Genomic DNA, 21,194 nt, shown 5'->3' on the forward strand with positions numbered 1-21,194 from the left:
GGGTTTGGACGCGCGGCACGTGTGTGACGAGCCGTGCGCGATGGATCACATGTTGCGGAACAGCACCATGAAGGGCTGGCTCACGGTGAGGGTCTCGGGGCGTTGCTTGAGGCGCACGGTGCCTTTGCCGCTGTCGTCGCGGACGATGGAGGCGATGGCTTTCAGGTTGACGATGGTGGAACGGTGGATCTGTTTGAACACGGCTGGGTCGAGTTGCTCCAGCAGTTCGCGGATCGGCTTGCGCAGCAACGCCTCGCCGTCGGCGGTCATCGCCACGGTGTACTTGTGGTCGGCACGGAAGTAGGCGACATCGTCCACCATGATCAGCCGCGTCTCGCGGCCGGTGCCGGCGGTGATCCAGGTGAGCGGCGGCGCAGCACCGGCTTGCGCGGCGCCTTGCGCCAGCTCACGCAGCAGCAGGACGAGGTCGCCGCGCGCGGCCTGGCCGGCGGTGGCGCGACGCTTCAGCCGTTCTATGGTGGCGGCCAGGCGTTCGACCGTGATGGGCTTGAGCAGGTAATCGATCGCGCCACGCTCGAAGGCATCGATGGCGTACTGGTCGTAGGCGGTGGTGAACACCACCTGCGTGGCGGGGCTGGCTTCGGCGGCTGCGGCAGCCACTTCGAGGCCGCTGAGACCGGGCATGCGGATGTCGAGGAAAGCCACGTCCGGCTGCTGCGCGGCGATGGCGTCCAGTGCGTCAGCGCCGTTCTCGCACTCGGCAATCACATCGAGCTCCGGCCACGCCTCGCCGAGCAGGCGGCTCAATGCTTCGCGCAGCAGCGGTTCGTCCTCGGCGATCACGGCGCGGGTCATGGCCGTGATTCCGTCGGGCTCGCTGCGGCCTGTTGCGCCGGCACGGTGAGCGTGGCGGCGACGCCCTCGGGTACGTTGGCCACCACCGCCAGCGAGGCGCGCGGGCCATACACGAGCTGCAGCCGCTCGCGCACGTTTTTCAGGCCGATGCCGGTGCCGCCGCTCGCTGCGCCGAAGCCCTGGCCGTCGTCGGCCACGGTGATCGCCACGCTGCCGTCGTCGCGGCGCGCGAGGATCCATACGCTGCCGCCACCGGGCTTGGGCTCCAGGCCATGCTTGATCGCGTTCTCCACCAGCGTCTGCAGCATCATCGGCGGCAGGGTGATGCCGCGCAGCGCGTCGGGCACTTCGATCTTCATTTCCAGCCGCGCCCCCATACGGATCTTCAGGATTTCGAGATAGGCGCGGGCGCGTTCCAGCTCTTCGCCCAGCGTGGAAAGCGTTTCCTCCGCGCTGGGCAGCGAGTGGCGCAGGTACTGGATGAGATGGCCGAGCATGCGGTCGGCCTGCGCCGGTTCGGTGCGCGTGAGGTATTGCGCGCTGGTCAGCGTGTTGTAGAGGAAATGCGGTTCCACCTGCGCGTGCAGCAGGCTGAGCCTGGCCTGCGCCAGTTCCTTGTCCGTGGCGGTCTGCGCGGCGGCCTGCTGTTCGCGGCGGCGGCGTTCGGCCACCCGGCGGGCGAGGGCGCGGGAGATCGCTTCGGCATTGACCAGGTTGGCGCCGTCGTCCACGCGGAACCAGTCGGTCCACGCGCCGCTTTCCGGTTCGCACACCAGGGTGACGCTGCCGATGCCGTTGCCCGGCGTCACCGTGGCGAAGATCTGGTTGCGTCGGCTGCCCAGCCAGCTGAAGGGATTGAGCCAGCCGACGATGGCGCGGCCATACGGATTGGGACGACGCACCTTGGCGCGCACCTGCAGGCTGTCGCGGGCGCTTTCGATTTCCTCGGTGTAGGGCAGTTCGCGGATCGTCGCATCCAGCATGTCGAATGCCTCGCCGGCCTCGAACGGCAATTCGATCTGGCGGCGCTGGCGGTTGCCCAGCGTGTCCAGGTTCGCGTGGCCGGCGATCAATCGCACGCGGCGCAGGTGGGAGAATGCGCCGGTCACCACCAGCACCAGCACCACGACGATAATGATCTGCGGCAACGGTTCCGTGCCGCGAAGCGGGCCAGTGTTGACCATCAGGATCACGACGAAGAACAGGGCCAGCAACCAGGCCACGACTAGGCGCGCTATGAAGAAAAGACCCTTGATCACGACGGTGTCCCCAGTGATTGATCGGGAACGAGCATAGCGGCCGATTTCGCGGGTTTTCCCACGCATCCGACCAAGTCGGGTTCGGCGGGTGCGGAACGCGCGAAAGGCGGCGCGAAGCATGGACGGCAGGCATGACTTCCGGCCGTTCCTGGCTGTCGCCGCCAGCGCCACCATGGGCGGCAATTCATTCCCGATGCCCTCCAAGGAGAGGTTCCATGCGCAAGTCCCTGGTTTCCGCGATCGCTATGGCGCTCGCCGTGTCCGCCGGCAGCACGTTGGCGATGCCGGCGCAGCCGGCAGCTGCCGTGTCGTCACAGACTCCCACGCAGTTGCCGCGCAATGTGCGCCCCACGCACTACGCGGTGGCCATCACCCCGCATGCGGAGAAGATGAACTTCGACGGCCAGGTGACCGTGGATGTGCAGGTGCTCAAGTCCAGCACCAGCATCACCCTCAATGCCGAGGGCATGACGTTCTCGTCGGTGACACTGGAGCCGGCGTCGGGCAAGGGCACCGCCGTGACGGCCAAGGTCGCGGTGGACGAAAAGACGCAGACCGCCACCTTCAGCTTCGACAAGCCGGTTGCGCCGGGTAGCTACAAGCTGGCGATGAACTACGTCGGCACCATCGGCACCCAGGCCAACGGCCTGTTCGCCATCGACTACCCCACGGCGTCGGGCAACAAGCGCGCGCTGTTCACGCAGTTCGAGAACTCCGACGCGCGCCGCTTCATCCCGTCGTGGGACGAGCCGAACTACAAGGCCACGTTCGACCTCAGCGTCACCGTGCCGGGCAACGAGATGGCGGTGAGCAACATGCCGGTGGCCTCCAAGGCCGACGCCGGCAACGGCCTGCAGAAGGTGACCTTCCAGACCTCGCCGAAGATGTCCACCTACCTGCTGTTCTTCGGGCTGGGCGAATTCGACCGCGTCACCACCACCTCGGACGGCACCGAGATCGGCGTGGTGATGCAGAAGGGCAAGGGCGCGCAGGCGGCCTTCACGCTGGATTCGGCCAAGGCCGTGCTGCACGACTACAACGACTACTTCGGCATCAAGTACCCGCTGCCCAAGCTGGACAACATCGCAGCGCCAGGCAGCAGCCAGTTCTTCTCGGCGATGGAGAACTGGGGCGCGATCTTCACCTTCGAGTACGCCATGCTGCTCGACCCGTCGTTCTCCACGCAGGGCGACAAGATGGAGGTGTTCAACACCGCCGCGCACGAAATGGCGCACCAGTGGTTCGGCGACCTGGTGACCATGAACTGGTGGGACAACCTGTGGCTCAACGAAGGCTTCGCCTCGTGGATGGCCGAGCGCGAAACCGAGAAGGTGCATCCCGAGTGGAACACCGTGCTCGATACCGTGGGCACACGCGAAGGCGCGATGTCGGTCGACGCGGTGGCCACCACGCATCCCATCGTGCAGAAGATCGACACCGTGGAGCAGGCCAGCCAGGCCTTCGACACCATCACCTATTCCAAGGGCGAGGCGGTGATCCGCATGCTCGAGGCCTATGTGGGCCCGGAGAACTGGCGCCAGGGCGTGCACAATTACCTCAAGGCCCACTCCTACGGCAACACGGTGTCCGACGACCTGTGGCATGCGGTGGACGGCGCGGCTCCCGGCAAGCACATCACCCAGGTGGCGCACGACTTCACCCTGCAGCCGGGCGTGCCGCTGATGAAAGTGGACTCGGCCATGTGCAGCAATGGCGAGACCACCATCAAGCTCACCCAGGGCGAATTCACCAAGGATCGCCCGAACAAGCAGCCGTTGCGCTGGCACGTGCCGGTCATCGCGCAGGTGGTGGGCAACCCCGCCGCCAGCACGCTGGTGGACGGTTCCGCCACGCTGAAGCTGAAGGGCTGCGGTCCGGTGCTGGTGAACGCGGGGCAGAGCGGTTACTACCGCACGCTCTACGCGCCGGCACAGCTCGCCGCGCTGAAGCAGGACTTCACCAAGCTCGCGCCAATCGACCAGCTCGGCCTGATGAGCGACACCTGGGCGGAAAGCATGGCCGGCCTCGAGCCGGTGTCGGACTTCCTCGACATGGCCAAGGCCACGCCGGCCAATGCCGATCCGGAAATCTGGGCGGAAGTAGCCGGCAGCCTCGTGGGGCTGGACCAGTACTACCGCGGCGACCAAGCACGTCAGGATCGCTTCCGCGCCTATGCCGTGGCGCAGCTCAAGCCGGTGTTCGCGCGCGTGGGCTGGGACGCCAAGCCGGACGAGAGCACCTCGACCACGCTGCTGCGCACGCAGCTGATCGGCGCGCTGGCCGCGCTGGGCGACCAGGAAATGCTGAAGGAAGTGCGTCGCCGCTTCGACGCACAGGCCACGGATCCGAAGGCGGTGCCGGCAGCCTTGCGCAAGACCATCTTCGCCATCGTGGCGCAGCATGCCGACGCGGCCACCTGGGACAAGCTGCATGCCCAAGCCAAGGCCGAGAAGTCGCCGATGATCAAGGATCGCCTGTACGGCCTGCTCTCCGTCGCCGAGGACAAGGCGCTGGCGCAGCGTGCGCTCGACCTCGCACTCACCGATGAACCGGGTGCCACCAACAGCGCCGGCATGATCGGCGGTGTGGCCTGGCGGCACCCGGAAATGGCCTACGACTTCGCCATGGCGCATCGCGCGCAGGTGGACAAGCTGGTCGATTCCACCTCCAGCAGCCGCTACTACCCGATGCTGGGCGGCAGCTCGTTCGACCCGTCGATGATCGAGAAGATCAAGGCCTACGAGACCACCATCGATCCGTCCGCGCGTCGCCCGGCGGACAGCGTGATCGCCAACATCCAGTACCGCATGATGATCCGCAAGGATCGCCTGCCGGCGGTGGATGCGTGGCTGGCGAAGAACGGGGGGTGAGCGTTCTCACAAGTGACACGACAAGGCCCCGCATGCGGGGCCTTGTTTTTGGTTGCTGGGGCGATGCGATTCGGTGTTGCTCGAGCGAGCTTTTGGTAATTGCCGACTAACCAGCCTGGTTACCTTCATTTCGCTAGTATCGACCAGTCATCGAATACAGGAACCGCACGTCCGTTTTCGGCCAGAAGCGGACAGTCAACGCCTGAGTTAAGCGGCGCGCGGTACGCGCGTCCGATTGGACGACTTGTTAGGCATACGCGCTACGAACCGACTCTATTTTCGCTGCCACCTCTTTAGGCGAAAGCTCAAGCCCCGACACTAGGACCCTTATGGGGTGCCGAGAAAGTGCGATATTTGCGCGCATATACCTGCCTAGATATTTCTTTGGATCTACGACCTTTATAGCCAAAATGGCTCCGCGCCGACCCCCATAAGAAATCTTAGTATCTTCAATTTCTGGCCATGGTATTTCAATTTCACGAAGCCACCCACCTTTGATACCGAGTCCTTTGGCCGTGATCACTAGCGCAACTTTGGGCCTTTCAATGAAAGACATAAGCCTGCTGAAAAGCATTGCGCCGGCGCACAACAGGGCTACTACTACAGACGCACCTAAGTCGACTGAGATAGAGAATGAGACAAAAATAAGAACCATTGCTGGAACAGCAATCGCCCAAAATTGTTCACTCTTTGCACGGTGCACTATCAGCTCTTCCATCGCACTGACCTAATCCCTTTTTGCCTAACTATCGAGTATACGGACACGCCCGTCCGTTTATACATCCCCGGTGGCGCAACGGGATTCTTGCGCAACTCATTAGTTCTTGCAGCGGCTTATCTTTGCCACGCCCGGCAAACAACTGAACGCAAAGCCGGACAGAGGCGCCCGGCCCTAGAACGGCAGCTTTGGGTCGAAAGCCGCCAATGGCTTTGGCGAGCAGCATCATGTCGTTGCCGCCTCGATGGCGTTCAGCGCCGCCTCGACATTACACCGCGGCGTGCCGATGTTCATGCGCACGAAGCCGCCGCCGCCGGGGCCGAAGTCGGTGCCGGGGTTCAGGCCGAGCTTGCAGCGTTGGATGAAGAAGTCGCGCAGCACATCGTCGTCCATGCCCAGCCCGCGGCAATCCAGCCACAGCAGGTAGCCGGCTTCGGGCGAATGCAAGCGGATTGAAGGGACGCGCGTGCGCAGGCGGTCGGCGACGAGGTCGCGTGTGTCGCCCAGGTAGGGCTTGAGCGCATCAAGCCACGCATCGCCTTCGCGCCACGCGGCTTCCGCCGCGGCGATGGCGAAGGGGCTGGCGTCGCCCAGATGCATGGCGGCAACCGTCTTGCGCAATGCGGTGCGCAGGTCATCGCGCCTGGCTACCAGCATAGATAGCGCCAGCCCCGAGAGGTTGAACGTCTTGCCGGGCGAGAGCAGGGCAATGACGCGGTCGTCCACCTGCGCCAGACTGCCCAGCGGGCAATAGCCGGCACCGGGCAACGCGAGGTCGCCGTGCACCTCGTCGGCAATCACGGTGATGCCGTGGCGGCGTGCGATGCGCAGTACTTCGCCGAGCTCGTCCGGCGACCAGGCACGGCCGCCCGGGTTGTGCGGGTTGCACAGCAGCAGGGCGCGCGCGCCGTCGCGGGCCTGCTGTTCGAGTTGCGCGAGGTCCATCGCGTAGCGGCCGCCGGTTTCGCGCAGCGGGTTGTGCAGTAATCGTCGGCCGGCATCCTCCACGGCACGGAAGAAACCGGGGTAGACCGGCGGTTGCACAATCACCGCATCGCCCGCGTTGGTGCATGCCTGCATGGCGGCGGACAACGCGGCCAGCACGCCGGAAGCCGGCACCAGCCAGTCGCGCTCGACGTGCCAGCGATGGCGGCGCATGCACCAGCCGACCAGTGCCTGCTGCAGGCTTTCGGGGTATTGCGTGTAACCGTAGATCGGGTGTCGGGCGCGTTCCTGCAATGCCTCGACCACGCACGGCGGTGCGGCGAAATCCATGTCGGCCACCCACAACGGGCTGACCTCGTCGCTGCCGAATTTCTGCCGGCGTCCGTCGAACTTCAGCGCATGGCTGCCGCGGCGGTCGATGGGCTGGTCGAAGTCGAAAGTCATGGGCGGCCTGCTGGTGCGTGGCTCGTCACCCCGGCGAAAGCCGAGGTCCAGTGCCTTTGCCTCATGCGGGAAAGGCACTGGATGACTCGCTGCGCTCGCCCCTTTGGGGCCGCCCTACGGGCCTTCTGCGCGCTGCGCGCTTGTCCTGCTTGCGCAGGAATGGCGGTGAGGTAGTCCCTGTGCCAGGGAGGCACGTCACGCGCGCCGCCGCCACAGGGTCACCTCGGACAAGGTGTGCTGGAACTTGCGCCGCGTCTCGCGTATCACGAAGGGTACTTCGCGTGGCTCGCCCAGCCGCTCGAAGTGCTGGCCGAGGATCGCGTCCAGCCCGTCCAGCGTGGTGAAGCTTTCGCCGTCCCTCTTGAAGCCGCCCACCCATTCCGCGCGCGGCGTGTGCTCGGCCAGCCACGTGTAGGGCGAGGCGATCATCAAGATGCCGCCAGGGTTCAGCCGTTCGTGGATGGCTTCGAGGAATTGCGCCGGGTTGTACAGGCGGTCGATCAGGTTGGCGGCGAGCACGAAGTCGTAGCCGCTGAATTGCGGCTTGAGGTTGCAGGCGTCGCCCTGGAAGAACTCCACCTTGGCCGCGGTGTCCGCCAGGCCCAGTTCGGCGAGGTTGCGCGACTTGTATTCGACCAGCTCGCCTTCGTCCTGCAGCAGGTAGCGCAGGCTGTCGCCGCCTGCCAGCGCTACGCCCTGGCCGATGAAGCGCGCGGAGAAATCCACGCCGGTCACGTGGCCGAAGTGGCGCGCTAGCTCGAAGCTGGCGCGGCCCGAGGCGCAGCCGAGATCGAGTGCCTTGCGCTTCGGCGAGCCGTCGAGCATACCCATCGCCAGGTCGACCAGTGCCTTGGAGAAATTCGGCACGCCGAAGTAGCTGTCGCCGTAATGGAACTCGGCGTATTCGCTGAGCAGTTTGTCGGTTTCGTAGTGCGAGGCGGGGGCGGGTTTCATGTTTTTGGACACCACGTAACGGAAGCCTGCGTGCTGGAAGAAATGGCGGCGGAAGGCGTAGCGCGAAGCGGCCTCGGCCTCGTTGCCGGTGGCGATCCACGAGCCGCCCTTCATCAGGTTGTGACGTCCGTCGAAGGTGGGGGTGGTGAAGTCGTCGTAGATCGGGTGCACCGCGAAACCTTCGAACGGATAGATCGGCGTTTCCGTCCATTGCCAGGCATTCCCGGCCACGTCGAAGAACTCGCCCTGCGCGAAGCGGTTCACCGCGCAGGACGAGGCCCAGTGTGCGAGGTTGAGGTTCGCGCCCGGCGTTTCCCCATGCGGTGCGCCGCGACGGCTTTCGGCGTACAGGCGGTACCACTCGTCTTCGGTGGGCAGGCGCACCGGCTGGCCGCTATGTGCGGATTTCCAGCGGCAGAACGCCCTGGCTTCGTGGTAGTTCGTTTCCACCGGCCAGTCCCATGGCATGGCCACTTCCTCGGTCATCAGGCGCAGCTTCCAGCCGTCCGCCGAGCTGCGCCAGAACGTGGGATGGTTGGCCTTGGCGAATTCGCGCCAGCCGTTGCCTTCCTCGTCCCACCAGCCGGCCTGGGCATAGCCGCCGTCTTCCACGAAGGCGCGGAATTCACCGTTGCTCACGAGGAAGCGGCTGGCCTCGAAGGCCGCCACCTCGGCTTCGTGCCGACCGTATTCGTTGTCCCAGCCGTAGGTCGCGCTATCGATGGAACGGCCCAGCACGACACTGCCTGCCGGTACTTTCACCAGCGTGTTTTCCGGCGCTGCGCCGCTCTCCGTGCATGGCCGCCATGCGGGATGCGGCTTCACGTAGGCGAGCTTGTGCTGGCGGACCAGCACCGACGAGGTTTCCAGGTGGATGCGTTCGTGCTCGATGCCCATCACGATGGTCCACCATGGATGGTCCCAGCCGATGGGCATGGTCAGCGGCGCTTCGTCGATCAGGCGCAGCACCAGCGCGCGCACCTTGTCGCGGTAGGCCTTCACCTCGGGCACGCCGGGCCAGTCGTAGTGGGTGTCGTCGAGGTCGTCCCAGCTCATCTCGTCCACGCCCACCGCGAACACGGACTCGAGGTGCGGGTCGATGCGCTGCTCGATCATGCGTGCAAGCAGCAGCTTGTTGACGAAGAAGGTGGCGGTGTGGCCGTAGTAGAAGATCAGCGGGTGGCGCAGGGTGATCGAAGGTTCGTACCAGGCTGCGTCGACGGCGAGCGTCTCGAACAGCGACTCGTAGCGGTCGAAGGTGCTGGTGAAGTAGTCGCGCAGCACCTGGCGCATGCGCACGGGATTGGCTTCATGCAGGTTCGGCGTGCGCGGCAGCGGCGCGGTCGCGGCGGAGCGCTGGCTGGGTTCGGCGAGCGTGGAAGCGTTCATGGCGATGACCTCTCGATCCCGGGGAATGGATGGGCGTCAGGCACAGCGGAGTTCGCATTCTGGCACGTGGCAACCGGTGTGATCCGGTCTTGCACCAGGCGGACCCATCCCGGCTACATGCGGGGAGCCGTCGGCGATTCAATGCCGCACCAATAAAAAGCCGCGCACGGGGCGGGGCCGGATACCGTAGGAGCGCATCCTGTGCGCGATCGGGTTCTTCGCGAAGAGCGTTTCGCGCACAGGGTGCGCTCCTACGCGTTGTCGCCAGGCGCTTGCGCCTCGACTTCTTTCTTGTAGGCATCCACCGGGATGCAGGCGCACATGATGTTCTTGTCGCCGTAGACGTTGGCGACGCGGGTCACCGGCGACCAGCACTTCTGCAGTCTCAGCGAGGGCAGCGGGAAGGCGGCCAGCTCGCGCGGGTAGGTGTGGTCCACTCGCTGGCGCTCACCGCGAACGCGGTGAGCGGGGCGTAGCGCAGCGGGTTATCGTCGCGGTCCAGCTTGCCTTCCTCCACCGCGCGGACCTCGTCGCAGATCCGGATCGGTGCAATGCCACCTGGGTGGCATCGCGCAGGCCTGCTGTGCTCATCAGCGTGATGTACATCCACACGATCGGAGGGATCGATGCGCTGCCGAAGAGCGTCTGCCTTGTGCTACTTTCCGGCCAGCATGATGCGGAGGCGAGGCGTCCTTGGCATGGGACGCCGAGCGAACAGCAAGAGTCCATGACAGGGGAAAGCCATGCGGATGCTGTTTGGAATGGTGACGCTGATGGCGGCGATGCTGCTGAGCGCAAGTCATGCCCTTGCAGCGGATACCCAGCCGTTGGCGGTGACGACGCAGCTGCCCACGGATGTGCGTCCGACCCATTACGATCTCGCCATTACGCCTCACGCGCGAGCCATGCGTTTCGACGGCAAAGCGGTGATCGCGCTCGATGTACTGCGTCCCACCGCACACATCACGCTCAATGCGCTGGACCTGGATCTGACCCGAGCGGTGCTGAGCGGCGGCCCTGATCGCGCACACTTCGATCCACCGCGCATCATGCAGGACAAAAAAGCGCAGACGGCTACGTTTGCCTTTCCCGCCAGCCTGCCGGTGGGCCATTACCAGCTGAGCATCGACTATGCCGGCGTCGTCAACACGCAGGCGTTCGGCTTGTTCGCGGTGAATTACCAGGGCAAGCAGGGCCCGCAGCGCGTGTTGTACACCCAGTTCGAGAATGCTGATGCGCGGCGTTTCTTTCCATGCTGGGACGAGCCGGCCTACAAGGCCACGATTGCATTGACCGCGATCGTGCCGAAGGGCGAAATGGCAGTCAGCAATATGCCAGTTGCTGCGCAGGACGATGTCGGCAGCGATCTGCAGCGGGTGCGTTTTGCCGTCACACCGCCGATGTCTACGTATCTGCTGTTCTTCGCCCTGGGCGATTTCGAGCGCATCAGCACCCGGGTGGACGGCACGGATATCGGCCTGGTGGCCCCGCGCAGCGCGGTGGCGCAGGGCCAATTCGCGCTCGCATCCGCACGTGCCATCCTGCCCGAATACAACGCCTATTTCGGTGTGCGCTATCCCTTGCCGAAGCTGGATATCGTGCTTGCGCCAGGCAGCAGTAGCAGTACTGCGGCGATGGAAAACTGGGGCGCAATCCTCTCGTTCGAAGACTACATGCTGCTCGATCCGGCCATTTCCAGCGAGATGAACAAGAGCACGGTATTCAACACGCTGGCGCACGAGATGGCGCATATGTGGTTCGGCGACCTGGTCACCATGCGCTGGTGGGACAATTTGTGGCTGAACGAAGGCTTCGCCAACTGGATGGCCCTGCGCGCCACCAGCAAGCTGCATCCGGAGTGGGAGCAGGACGTCTACAACGTGTGGTTCAGCGAAGGTGTCATGGGCATCGATGCGCAAAAGACCACGCATCCGATCATTGAACCGGTCACTTCGCCCGAGCAAGGCCAGCAGGCCTTCGATTCGATCACCTATGCCAAGGGCGAGGCGCTGATCGGGATGCTGGAGCGCTACATCGGCGAAGATGCCTGGCGCCGCGGCCTGCAGCGGTATATCGCGCGGCATGCCTACGGCAATACCGTATCCGAAGACCTGTGGCAGGCCATGGCGGGCGAGACGACCGAGCCGGTCGCCGCTATCGCGCATGATTTCACTACCCAGCCGGGTGTGCCGCTGCTGCGTGTGGCCGATGCGACATGCCAGGACGGCCAGACCACGGTGCAGTTGAGCCAGGGCGAGTTCTCGGTGGACCAGCCGGACAAAGCACCGTTGCACTGGCGGGTGCCGGTGATCGCCCAGGTGATCGGGCAGCCGCGGGTTCGGCAACTGGTGGTGGGCGGTGCGACGCTGAAACTGCCGGGCTGTGGCGCATTGCTGGTGAACGCGGGACAGAGCGGTTACTACCATTCCCTGTACTCGCCGCCACTGCTGGCGGCGATCAATGCGAATTTCCAGAAGCTTTCGCGCACGGATCAGATGGGCGAGTTCGACAACGCCTGGGCTTTGTCGATGGCCGGCATACAACCGGTATCCGAGCCGTTCGAGCTGGTGAAGGCGGCGTCGCCTGCCAGCAACCCCATGTTCTGGTGGGATGTCGCCCGGCACCTGTCCGAATTCGATGCGAATTTTCGTACCGATCCGGCCGCGCGTGAGCGCTATCGCCGGTTTGCCACGGCACGGCTGGAGGCGGTGTTTGAGCACGTGGGCTGGCTGCCCAAGCCGGGCGAGCGGGCGTCGTACAAGGTGCTGCGTACGCAGCTGATCGCCGCCCTGGCTACCTTGGGCGATGCGCGGATCACCGCCGAAGCACGGCAGCGCTTTCTCAACCTGCCGAAAGCATCCTCCGGCGATTTGCGCCAGAACGTGCTCTACGTGGTTGCGCGCCAGGCCGATGCGGATACGTGGAATCGGCTTCTGGCCATGGCCAGAAATGAGGGAGCACTGCTGGTACGGCAGAAGCTCTATGAGATGCTCGCCCTGCCCGAAGACGAGGGACTGGCGACACGCGCGCTTAATCTGGCACTGACCCCGGAGATCGGCACCAACGGCAGCGCGATGTTCACCAGCGTGAGCTTTCTGCATCCGGAGCTGGCTTTCGATTTTGCGGTGGCGCATCGCGTGCAGGTGGATGCGATGGTCGGACCCAATGACCGTGCAGAGTTTTACCCTGATCTGGCCTGGGGATCGAACGATCCGAAGATCATCGACCGCATCCAGGCGTTCGCCGCGGCGCACATCGCGCCCGATGCGCGCAGCAGTGCCGATACAGTGATAAACATCATTCGCCACGGTGCCGAAGTACGGAAACGGCAGACGCCGCAGATCGATGCCTGGTTGAAGCAGAACGGATGGTGAGGCTGACGCAGCGAACGGCTGCGACGGTCTTCAAGTTTGCATCATCGTGTGTTCCCCGCGCCTGAGCCGTCGTTCCCGCTTTCGCGGGAACGACGGCCTATACCGACGCCGCGCAACAAGAATGCAGTTCCCCAAAAGCAAAACCCCGCCGGGAGCGGGGTCTTGCTTTACTTTGCGCCGCGATGTGCAGACTTACGCCTCGATCTCTTCCTTGTACGCATCCACCGGGATGCAGGCGCACATGATGTTCTTGTCGCCGTAGACGTTGTCGACGCGGGCCACCGGCGACCAGTACTTCTGCAATTTCAGCGAAGGCAGCGGGAAGGCGGCCAGCTCGCGCGGATAGGCGTGCGTCCACTCGCTGGCGCTCACCGCGAACGCGGTGTGCGGGGCGTGGCGCAGCGGGTTGTCGTCGCGGTCCAGCTTGCCTTCCTCCACGGCGCGGATCTCGTCGCGGATCTGGATCATCGCGTCGATGAAGCGGTCCAGCTCGTGCTGCGATTCGCTCTCGGTCGGCTCCACCATCAGCGTGCCGGCCACCGGGAAACTCAGCGTGGGCGCGTGGAAGCCGAAATCGATCAGGCGCTTCGCCACGTCTTCCGCGCTGATGCCGGTGGCGTCCTTGATCGGGCGCAGGTCGAGGATGCACTCGTGCGCCACCAGGCCGTTGCGGCCGGTGTACAGGGTGGGGTAGTGCGCGGCGAGGCGCTTGGCGATGTAGTTGGCGTTGAGCAGCGCCACCTGGGTGGCCTTGCGCAGGCCCGCCGTGCCCATCAGCGTGATGTACATCCACGAGATCGGCAGGATCGAGGCGCTGCCGAAGGTGGCGGCGCTGACCGCCGGGCCGTTGCCGGTGCCCTGCGTGCGCGCGCCGTCGTTGCCCAGCGCGCCCGGCAGGAACGGTGCGAGGTGCGAGCGCACCGCACACGGGCCCACGCCCGGGCCGCCGCCGCCGTGCGGGATGCAGAAGGTCTTGTGCAGGTTGAGATGGCTGACGTCCGAGCCCCACTTGCCGGGCTTGGCCACGCCCACCAGCGCGTTCATGTTGGCGCCGTCGGTGTACACCTGGCCGCCGTGCTGGTGGACGATGTCGCAGATCGCCACCACGTCTTCCTCGAACACGCCGTGGGTGGACGGGTAGGTGAGCATGATCGCTGCGAGGTTGGCCGAATGCTTCTCGGCCTGCACGCGGATGTCTTCCAGGTCGACGTTGCCGTTGGCGTCGCACTTGGTCACCACCACGCGCATGCCGCACATCTGCGCGGAGGCCGGGTTGGTGCCGTGAGCGGATTCGGGGATCAGGCAGATGTCGCGATGGCCTTCGCCGCGCGACTGGTGGTACGCGCGGATCGCCAGCAGTCCTGCGTATTCGCCTTGAGCGCCCGAGTTCGGCTGCAGGCTCACCGCGTCGTAGCCGGTGATCTCCACCAGCTGCGCTTCCAGCCCGGCGATCAGTTCTTCGTAGCCCTGCGTCTGCGCGGCGGGCGCGAACGGATGGATGTTGCCGAATTCCGGCCACGTCACCGGGATCATCTCGGCGGTGGCGTTGAGCTTCATCGTGCACGAGCCCAACGGGATCATCGTGCGGTCCATGGCCAGGTCCTTGTCGGCCAGCGCACGCAGATAGCGCAGCAGTTCGTGCTCGCTGTGGTGGGTGTTGAACACCGGGTGCGTGAGGAAGGCCGAGGTGCGCCGCAGCGCCTGCGGGATCAGCGAAGGCGCACTGGTGTCCAGCGCGTCGATGCTGGGCAGCGTGGCGTCGTCGCCGCCGAAGATGCGCCACAGCAGCTCGATGTCGGTGCGGGTGGTGGTCTCGTCCAGCGAGATGCACAGGTACTCGCCCCAGGCCTTGCGCAGGTTGGCGCCCAGCGCCACCGCGCGCGCTGCGATGGCGTCGGTGCGCTCGCCGGTCTTCAGGCTGATCGTGTCGAACGCGGTCTCGTGGTGGCTGGCGGTGAAGCCGAGCTGCTGCAGGCCGGCCCTGAGGATGGCGGCGAGGCGCGCCACGCGCGTGGCGATGCGGGTGAGTCCTTCCGGGCCGTGGTAGACGGCGTACATCGAGGCCATCACGGCGAGCAGCACCTGCGCGGTGCAGATGTTGCTGGTGGCCTTCTCGCGACGGATGTGCTGCTCGCGCGTCTGCAGGGTGAGGCGGTAGGCCTTGTTGCCTTCGGCGTCGATGGAGACGCCGATCAGGCGACCCGGCATCGAACGCTTGTATGCATCGCGGCAGGCCATGAAGGCGGCGTGCGGGCCGCCGAAGCCGAACGGCACGCCGAAGCGCTGCGAGTTGCCGATCACGATGTCCGCGCCCATCTCGCCCGGCGGCTTGAGCAGGGTCAGTGCCAGCAGATCGCTTGCGAAGATGGCCAGTGCGCCCTTGGCATGGACCTTCGCTACATCTTCGCTCCAGTCCATCAACCAGCCGCTGCTGGCCGGGTATTGGATCAGCGCGGCGAAATAGTCGTCCGCGGCGATCGCGGCGTCCCATTCCTCGGCGGAGTTGACCAGTTTGACCGTCAAGCCCAGCGGCTCCGCGCGCGTCTGCATCACCGAGATGGTCTGCGGATGTGCATCGCCGGACACCACGATCACGTTGCCCTTGGCCTTGGCCGAGCGCTTGGCCAGCGTCATCGCCTCGGCCGCCGCGGTGGCTTCGTCCAGCAGCGAGGCGTTGGCGATCTCCATGCCGGTGAGGTCGGCGCACATGGTCTGGAAGTTGATCAGCGCTTCCATGCGGCCCTGCGAGATCTCCGCCTGGTACGGCGTATAGGCCGTGTACCACGCCGGGTTCTCCAGGATGTTGCGCAGGATGACGTTGGGCGTGTGCGTGCCGTAATAGCCCTGGCCGATGAAGCTCCTGAACACCTTGTTCTTGTCCGCGATGGCACGGATCTTCGCCAGCGCCTCCACCTCGCTCATCGCGACGGGCAACGCCAGAGGCGCGGCGGACTTGATCTTCGCGGGCACGATCGCGTCGGTCATAGCCTCCAGCGAGTCATGGCCGACGGTGCGCAGCATGTGCGCGATCTCGGCGTCGTTGGGGCCGATGTGGCGCGCGATGAAGGCGTCGTGGTTTTCCAGCTCGCGCAGGGAGGGAGTGTTCTGGCTCATGAAGGGCGTCCGAAGTCTGCGTGCATGCCGCACGCGGGCGCCCCTCTGTCCTTTTGCCTGAGAGTTTGGAGGCGTGAACCTCGTGCCCCTTCGGCGGCGGATCGAACCGCTCTCTCCAGAGTGCTGTTGCGCAGGATGGTATGGGGCCTGAGCGATTACGGGCGTTGCGCCTTCGGCAGCGGTGCGCTCTCGTGGAGCGGCCGCTTCTCCCACCATGCGTTTCGCCGGCAATTATACAGGGGAGGGCCAAGCGTAGCGCTATGCTCCGGGTTCCCCATTTCCCGGAGCCGCCATGATCCGCATTGGCGAAATCGACCATGTCGTGCTGCGCGCCATCGACGTCGAGGCGATGCGGCATTTCTATTGCGATGTCCTGGGTTGCCGCGAAGAGCGCCGGCAGGACGAGATCGGCCTGCTGCAGCTGCGCGCCGGTGCGTCGTTGATCGACCTGGTCGGGGTGGAGGGCAAGCTGGGTCGCCATGGCGGCGCGGCGCCGGGCAGGGAGGGCCACAACATGGATCACCTTTGCCTGCGCGTTGAGAAGTACGACGAAGCGGCGATCCTCGCGCATCTCGAGGCACATGGCGTGCGTATCGGCGAGCTGGGTATGCGCTACGGCGCGCGTGGCGAAGGGCCTTCGATCTATTGCTACGACCCGCAGGGGAACATGATCGAGCTCAAGGGGCCGGCATCGGATATCTAGCCGGCCGTGGCACCCAGTGCCGCAGCCAGGTCGCCGCAATCGACGAAATGCCAGTCGGCCAGATCAGGCCATGGGTTCAGCGGCAAGTTCACCAGCACGGCCTGTGCGCCGGCAGCGCGGGCACAAGCCAGGTCGTAGGCATAGTCGCCAACCATGGTCAGCAGGGCAGGATCGATTGCCCAATGTTCGGCCAGGCGGTGCAGCCCGGCGGGGTCGGGCTTCGGTGGTGCGTCTTCGCGGCCCAGCACGTCGGCCGGGTCGAAGCAGTCGGCCAGGCCAATCGCCTCCAGCGAAAGCAGGGCCAGTTCGCGCAGGTTGCGGGTGAGGATGCCGAGCCGGCAGCCGCGCGCCGCGAGCGAGCGGACCAGTGCGATCGCGCCCATGGCAGGGCGCGAAGCCACCGCAAGCCCGCGCTCGTGCTCAAGCAGCCACACGCGCTTCGCATCGGCTTCGTGCGCAGGCAGTGCGGCGATGTGAGCAAGGATGTCTTCGTGGTCGCGAACGCCCAGAGCCTGGCGGATCGCGGCGAAGTCGTGCACGGCGACGGTCAGCGTGCCATCGAGATCGAAAACCCAATGACGCCGGGAGGCAAGGACATGCGGCGAGGACGTCATCGGCAGCTCACCCATTGCGGCGCGTGCGAATCGCAAAAACGACGAAGCCCGCATCGCTGCGGGCTTCGTCTACAATTGGTGCCCAGGAGAGGACTCGAACCTCCACGGTTTTACCCGCTAGTACCTGAAACTAGTGCGTCTACCAATTCCGCCACCTGGGCAGGTGTCGCGCGTGCCTTTCGGGCTGCGTGAGCCGCGTAGATTAGGCATCTGCCCAGCTCCTGTCAACACTTTGTTGACGCTTTCCATTTTTCGGTTGTGCCGCTCGTGGCGCAGCCATCCATACAAGGTAATTTCGTGACCAAGAAGAACAACAAGAACATGCAAGACAAGCGCGCGAGCGCGAAACCGCCGGCCGGCAAGCGCAAGGGCGCCACGCGCGACCCGCAGGCCGAGCGCGAGGCGCAGCGCTACGAGCGCCCCATCCCCAGCCGCGAGGCCATCCTCGCCCTGCTGGAGGAGCGCGGCGAACTGCTCACCGAGGCGCGCATCGCCGAGGTGCTGGCGCTGCACGAATCCGACGACCTGTTCGCGCTGCACAAGCGCCTCGGCGCGATGGTGCGCGATGGCCAGTTGCTGCTGGGGCGCCGCGGCGGCTATGCGCCGGCGAAGAAGCTCGACCTGATTCCCGGCGTGGTGCTGGCCAATGCCGAGGGTTACGGCTTTCTGCGCCCCGACGAGGGTGGCGATGATCTTTACCTCTCGCCGCAGCAGATGCGCGGCGTGCTGCATGGCGATCGCGTGCTGGCCAGCGTGGTCGGCGTGGATCGGCGCGGACGTCGCCAGGGCGCGATTGCCGAAGTGCTGCAGCGGCGCTCGCCGCGGCTGGTGGGCCGCGTGGTGGTGGAGAACGGCGTGACCCTGGTGGCGCCGGACGACCGCCGCCTGCACCAGGACGTGATGATCCCGCCCGGCGAGACGCAGGGCGCGCGCGCCGGCCAGATCGTGGTGGCCGAAATCACCGATCCGCCCACGCCGCATCGCGGCCCGTTGGGCGTGATTCGCACCGTGCTGGGCGAACGCCTGCAACCTTCGCTGCTGATCGAGATGGCCATCGCCAGCCACGACCTGCCGCATGAGTGGCCGGCCGAGGTATTGCGCGATGCAGCCGAGGTGGAGCCCGAGGTCACCGCCGCCGAGCGCGAAGGCCGTGTCGACCTGCGCAAGCTGCCGCTGGTGACCATCGACGGTGCGGATGCGCGCGACTTCGACGATGCCGTATACGCCGAACCCAAGCGTGGCGGCGGCTGGCGGCTGGTCGTCGCCATCGCCGACGTGTCGCACTACGTGCCGGTGGGTACTGCGCTGGATCGCGAGGCGTACGAGCGCAGCACCTCCACCTATTTCCCCGGCTTCGTGGTGCCCATGCTGCCGGAGACGCTGTCCAACGGCATCTGCTCGCTCAATCCCAAGGTGGAGCGGCTGTGCATGGTCTGCGACATGGTCGTCGACGCCGACGGCGAAGTAGCGAAGTCGAAGTTCTATCCGGCGGTGATGCGTTCGCACGCGCGGCTCACCTACGACCAGGTGTGGCAGGCCGTGGGTCTGCGCGAGCCCGGCGCCCTCGACGCGGTGTCCGACGTGCTGCCGCAGCTGGAAAACCTGCATGTGCTGTACAAGGCGATGGCCGCCCAACGCAAGCAGCGCGGCGCCATCGACTTCGAGACTCCGGAAGTGAAGTTCCGCCTCGACCAGCGCGGCGAGGTGGAGTCGGCCGGCGCCACCGAGCGCAACGACGCGCACAAGCTGATCGAGGAATGCATGATCGCCGCCAATGTGCAGGCGGCGCTTTTCCTGGAAAAGAAGAAGATTCCCGCACTGTTCCGTGCCCACGAGCCGCCGCCGGCGGAGAAGTACGAAGACCTGCAGCAGTTCCTGCGCGAGTTCAAGCTGCGCATGCCGCCCGTGGAAGAGGTGACGCCGGCCGATTTCGCCGATGTGCTGCGCCTGGTGGCCGAGCGCCCCGAGCGCGAGCTGATCCAGAGCGTGCTGCTGCGCGCGCAGAGCATGGCGGCCTACCAGCCCGACAACCGCGGCCACTTCGGCCTGGCGCTTTCGGCCTACGCGCATTTCACCTCGCCGATCCGCCGTTACCCGGACCTGCTGGTGCATCGTGCGATCCGCTACGCGCTCACCGGCGGCAAACCGGCCAGCTACGAATACACGCCCGCGCAGATGGCCACGATGGCGGTGCATTGCTCGCAGCGCGAGCGCCGTGCCGAGGAAGCCGAGCGCGACGTGGACGAACGCTACAAATGCGCATGGATGGCCAAGCACGTGGGCGAGGAGTTCGCGGGCGTGGTCACCGGCGTTACCTCGTTCGGCCTGTTCGTGGAACTGGACGAATCCAAGGTGTCCGGCCTCGTCCACATCAGTCAGCTCAGCAACGACTATTACCACTTCGACCCGCAGCGCCACATGCTGAAGGGCGAACGCAGCGGCGCGCAGTACCGGCTGGGTGATCACGTGCGGGTGCAGGTGCTGCGCGCCAGCCTGGAAGACCGCAAGATCGACTTCCGGCTGGCCGCACCGCGCGCTTCCGTCACGCCGCCCACGCGCGTGGCTCGGGCCTACGATTATGCTGCGTCGGGCGAGCGCTATTCGCTGCCCGGCAGCAAGGCGCCGGGCATGGTCGGCAAGGCGGCGAAGGCGATTGGCCGCATGTTCGGCCGGCGCGAGCAACCGGTGTCCCCCACCGTGCCGCCGCCGCGCGATAATCCGCCGCCCGCTGCCGCGCGTTCGCGCAAGCCGGCAGGGCAGGTTGCCGCGGCGAAGGCCGACGGCAAGCCGCACAAGAGCACACAGAAAGCGCCGCGTGCCACGAAGAAATCGGCCGCGCGGCCACCGAAACCGAAAGGCAGGAAATGAACGAACACTGGATCGTCGGCATCAACCCGGTCGATGGCGCACTGAACAACGATGCCGCGCGCGTGTGCGAGCTGCTGGTCGAAAACGGCCAGCGCAACCCGCGCGTGCACGAACTGGCCGAACGCGCCAAGGCACTGAAGATCCCGGTGCATCATCGCCCGCGCGAGCAGCTCGACAAGCTTGCCGGCGAAGCGCGCCATCAGGGCGTGGCGGCGTTGTACGAAGCGCCCGCGATGGCGACGGAAGGCGACCTGCCGGAATTGCTGGAGCAGGCGGGTGGCTCGGCGCTGGTGCTGGTGCTGGACGGCGTCACCGATCCGCATAATCTCGGCGCCTGTCTGCGCAGTGCGGCGGCGGCCAATGTCACCGCCGTGATCGTGCCGAAGGATCGCGCCGTGGGCCTCACGCCGGTGGTGCGTCGCGCCTCGGCGGGCGGCGCGGATCGCGTGCCGTTGATCGCGGTGACCAACCTCGCGCGCACGCTGCGCGTCCTCAAGGATGCCGGCGTGTGGATCACTGGACTGGCTGGCGATACTGACCAGTCGATCTACGGCATCGACCTCAAGGGGCCGGTGGCGCTGGTGATGGGCAGCGAAGGCGAAGGCCTGCGCCGGCTCACGCGCGAGACCTGCGATTTCACGGCGAAGATCCCGATGCCGGGCGCGATGGAAAGCCTCAACGTTTCCGTGGCTACCGGTGTCGTATTGTTCGAAGCCCTGCGGCAACGGAGCGCATCGCGATGACCTTCCACTGGTACGACTGGACCGGCTACCTCGGCGTGCTGCTGGTGCTGCTGGCGTACTTCCTGCTGCAGGCCCGCAAGCTGCATGGCAACAAGCTGGGCTACCAGCTCATGAATATCTTCGGTGCGTTCGGCGTGCTGCTGTCGCTGACGTTCGGCAGCTTCAACTGGTCGGCGTTCCTGCTCGAGGTGGCATGGATCGCCATTGGCATCTACGGCATTGCGCGTGGGGTGAAGCTGAGGCGCCTCGAGCGCTGAAATGCGTCGCACGCATTGCTTGTCATGCCGACGCAGGCCGGCATCCAGCAGCGATCAGCTTGTACGAGCCGCACAATCCCTGGATGCCGGCCCGCACCGGCATGACGATTCCGGTAGTCGGCTGTG

13 protein-coding genes, 1 tRNA gene, 1 pseudogene and 1 riboswitch are annotated in these 21,194 nt (G+C 65.7%); of the genes and pseudogenes, 6 read left to right on the forward strand and 9 right to left on the reverse strand.

Annotation, left to right across the window (positions count from 1 at the left end):
- Nucleotides 1–45: 45 nt before the first annotated feature.
- Together ISP25_RS02540 and ISP25_RS02545 are read right to left on the reverse strand one after the other, a co-directional pair.
- Entirely contained in the window at nucleotides 46–816 is a 771-nt protein-coding gene (locus ISP25_RS02540; RefSeq protein ID WP_192160212.1) for a LytR/AlgR family response regulator transcription factor, read from the reverse strand.
- Nucleotides 813–2,075 carry a sensor histidine kinase gene (locus ISP25_RS02545; RefSeq protein ID WP_343227599.1) on the reverse strand — a complete coding sequence of 421 codons (1,263 nt, stop codon included), beginning with the start codon at nucleotides 2,073–2,075 and terminating at the stop codon, nucleotides 813–815. The genes ISP25_RS02540 and ISP25_RS02545 overlap by 4 nt, the downstream gene beginning before the upstream one ends.
- A gap of 215 nt (nucleotides 2,076–2,290) precedes the next feature.
- Here ISP25_RS02545 and ISP25_RS02550 point away from each other — a divergent pair, with 215 nt between their 5' ends.
- A complete protein-coding gene (locus ISP25_RS02550) occupies nucleotides 2,291–4,945 on the forward strand; it encodes a M1 family metallopeptidase (protein WP_404611439.1) in 2,655 nt (884 codons plus the stop codon).
- A 247-nt stretch (nucleotides 4,946–5,192) separates the two neighbouring features.
- Here ISP25_RS02550 and ISP25_RS02555 read toward each other — a convergent pair whose 3' ends face one another.
- The 4 genes and pseudogenes from ISP25_RS02555 to ISP25_RS02570 form a co-directional block, all read right to left on the reverse strand.
- Nucleotides 5,193–5,663, reverse strand: a complete 471-nt coding sequence (locus ISP25_RS02555; RefSeq protein WP_404611441.1) for a hypothetical protein — start codon at nucleotides 5,661–5,663, stop codon at nucleotides 5,193–5,195.
- A 225-nt stretch (nucleotides 5,664–5,888) separates the two neighbouring features.
- Entirely contained in the window at nucleotides 5,889–7,052 is a 1,164-nt protein-coding gene (locus ISP25_RS02560; RefSeq protein ID WP_404611443.1) for a MalY/PatB family protein, read from the reverse strand.
- A 195-nt stretch (nucleotides 7,053–7,247) separates the two neighbouring features.
- A complete protein-coding gene (ovoA, locus tag ISP25_RS02565) occupies nucleotides 7,248–9,395 on the reverse strand; it encodes a 5-histidylcysteine sulfoxide synthase (protein ID WP_404611445.1) in 2,148 nt (715 codons plus the stop codon).
- A 251-nt stretch (nucleotides 9,396–9,646) separates the two neighbouring features.
- Nucleotides 9,647–9,945 (reverse strand): annotated as a pseudogene (locus ISP25_RS02570) (hypothetical protein); the annotation flags it as partial.
- A 193-nt stretch (nucleotides 9,946–10,138) separates the two neighbouring features.
- Here ISP25_RS02570 and ISP25_RS02575 point away from each other — a divergent pair.
- The gene (locus tag ISP25_RS02575; protein WP_404611447.1) at nucleotides 10,139–12,769 is read left to right on the forward strand and encodes a M1 family metallopeptidase; all 2,631 of its coding nucleotides are present in this window, start codon (nucleotides 10,139–10,141) and stop codon (nucleotides 12,767–12,769) included.
- A gap of 192 nt (nucleotides 12,770–12,961) precedes the next feature.
- Here ISP25_RS02575 and gcvP read toward each other — a convergent pair whose 3' ends face one another.
- On the reverse strand, nucleotides 12,962–15,883 hold the full coding sequence (gene gcvP / locus ISP25_RS02580; RefSeq protein ID WP_404611449.1) for an aminomethyl-transferring glycine dehydrogenase: 2,922 nt from the start codon (nucleotides 15,881–15,883) through the stop codon (nucleotides 12,962–12,964).
- A gap of 35 nt (nucleotides 15,884–15,918) precedes the next feature.
- Nucleotides 15,919–16,012, reverse strand: a riboswitch (glycine riboswitch).
- 163 nt (nucleotides 16,013–16,175) lie between these two features.
- Between gcvP and ISP25_RS02585 the strand changes: the two genes are divergently transcribed.
- Nucleotides 16,176–16,586 (forward strand): VOC family protein, encoded by a 411-nt coding sequence (locus ISP25_RS02585; protein ID WP_192160225.1) that lies wholly within the window; start codon nucleotides 16,176–16,178, stop codon nucleotides 16,584–16,586.
- On the opposite strand, the gene ISP25_RS02590 is transcribed toward ISP25_RS02585, so the two are convergent.
- Entirely contained in the window at nucleotides 16,583–17,200 is a 618-nt protein-coding gene (locus ISP25_RS02590; protein ID WP_404611451.1) for an HAD family hydrolase, read from the reverse strand. The two genes, ISP25_RS02585 and ISP25_RS02590, sit on opposite strands and share 4 nt — an antisense overlap.
- Before the next feature lie 76 nt (nucleotides 17,201–17,276).
- Nucleotides 17,277–17,361, reverse strand: a tRNA-Leu gene (locus tag ISP25_RS02595).
- A gap of 160 nt (nucleotides 17,362–17,521) precedes the next feature.
- Between ISP25_RS02595 and rnr the strand changes: the two genes are divergently transcribed.
- The 3 genes from rnr to ISP25_RS02610 are packed head-to-tail and all read left to right on the forward strand — an operon-like array spanning nucleotide 17,522 to nucleotide 21,068.
- Nucleotides 17,522–20,068, forward strand: coding sequence for a ribonuclease R (rnr, locus tag ISP25_RS02600; RefSeq protein ID WP_404612060.1), 2,547 nt, complete (start codon nucleotides 17,522–17,524; stop codon nucleotides 20,066–20,068).
- Complete coding sequence (gene rlmB / locus ISP25_RS02605; protein WP_404611453.1) at nucleotides 20,065–20,811, forward strand: 23S rRNA (guanosine(2251)-2'-O)-methyltransferase RlmB; 747 nt, start codon at nucleotides 20,065–20,067, stop codon at nucleotides 20,809–20,811. Before rnr ends, rlmB begins: the two co-directional genes overlap by 4 nt.
- Nucleotides 20,808–21,068: a CBU_0592 family membrane protein gene (locus ISP25_RS02610; RefSeq protein ID WP_404611455.1), complete on the forward strand. Its 261-nt coding sequence runs from the start codon at nucleotides 20,808–20,810 to the stop codon at nucleotides 21,066–21,068. The genes rlmB and ISP25_RS02610 overlap by 4 nt, the downstream gene beginning before the upstream one ends.
- Nucleotides 21,069–21,194 lie beyond the last annotated feature (126 nt).

It is taken from the genome of Rhodanobacter hydrolyticus (assembly GCF_044904645.1).

Excerpts from the sequence above, each read along its gene's own strand:
- ISP25_RS02540 (WP_192160212.1), bottom strand. The coding sequence starts at position 816 with ATGACCCGCGCCGTGATCGCCGAGGACGAACCGCTGCTGCGCGAAGCA.
- ISP25_RS02550 (WP_404611439.1), top strand. The coding sequence starts at position 2,291 with ATGCGCAAGTCCCTGGTTTCCGCGATCGCTATGGCGCTCGCCGTGTCC.
- ISP25_RS02555 (WP_404611441.1), bottom strand. The coding sequence starts at position 5,663 with ATGGAAGAGCTGATAGTGCACCGTGCAAAGAGTGAACAATTTTGGGCG.
- ISP25_RS02560 (WP_404611443.1), bottom strand. The coding sequence starts at position 7,052 with ATGACTTTCGACTTCGACCAGCCCATCGACCGCCGCGGCAGCCATGCG.
- ovoA (WP_404611445.1), bottom strand. The coding sequence starts at position 9,395 with ATGAACGCTTCCACGCTCGCCGAACCCAGCCAGCGCTCCGCCGCGACC.
- ISP25_RS02575 (WP_404611447.1), top strand. The coding sequence starts at position 10,139 with ATGCGGATGCTGTTTGGAATGGTGACGCTGATGGCGGCGATGCTGCTG.
- gcvP (WP_404611449.1), bottom strand. The coding sequence starts at position 15,883 with ATGAGCCAGAACACTCCCTCCCTGCGCGAGCTGGAAAACCACGACGCC.
- ISP25_RS02585 (WP_192160225.1), top strand. The coding sequence starts at position 16,176 with ATGATCCGCATTGGCGAAATCGACCATGTCGTGCTGCGCGCCATCGAC.
- ISP25_RS02590 (WP_404611451.1), bottom strand. The coding sequence starts at position 17,200 with ATGACGTCCTCGCCGCATGTCCTTGCCTCCCGGCGTCATTGGGTTTTC.
- rnr (WP_404612060.1), top strand. The coding sequence starts at position 17,522 with ATGCAAGACAAGCGCGCGAGCGCGAAACCGCCGGCCGGCAAGCGCAAG.
- rlmB (WP_404611453.1), top strand. The coding sequence starts at position 20,065 with ATGAACGAACACTGGATCGTCGGCATCAACCCGGTCGATGGCGCACTG.
- ISP25_RS02610 (WP_404611455.1), top strand. The coding sequence starts at position 20,808 with ATGACCTTCCACTGGTACGACTGGACCGGCTACCTCGGCGTGCTGCTG.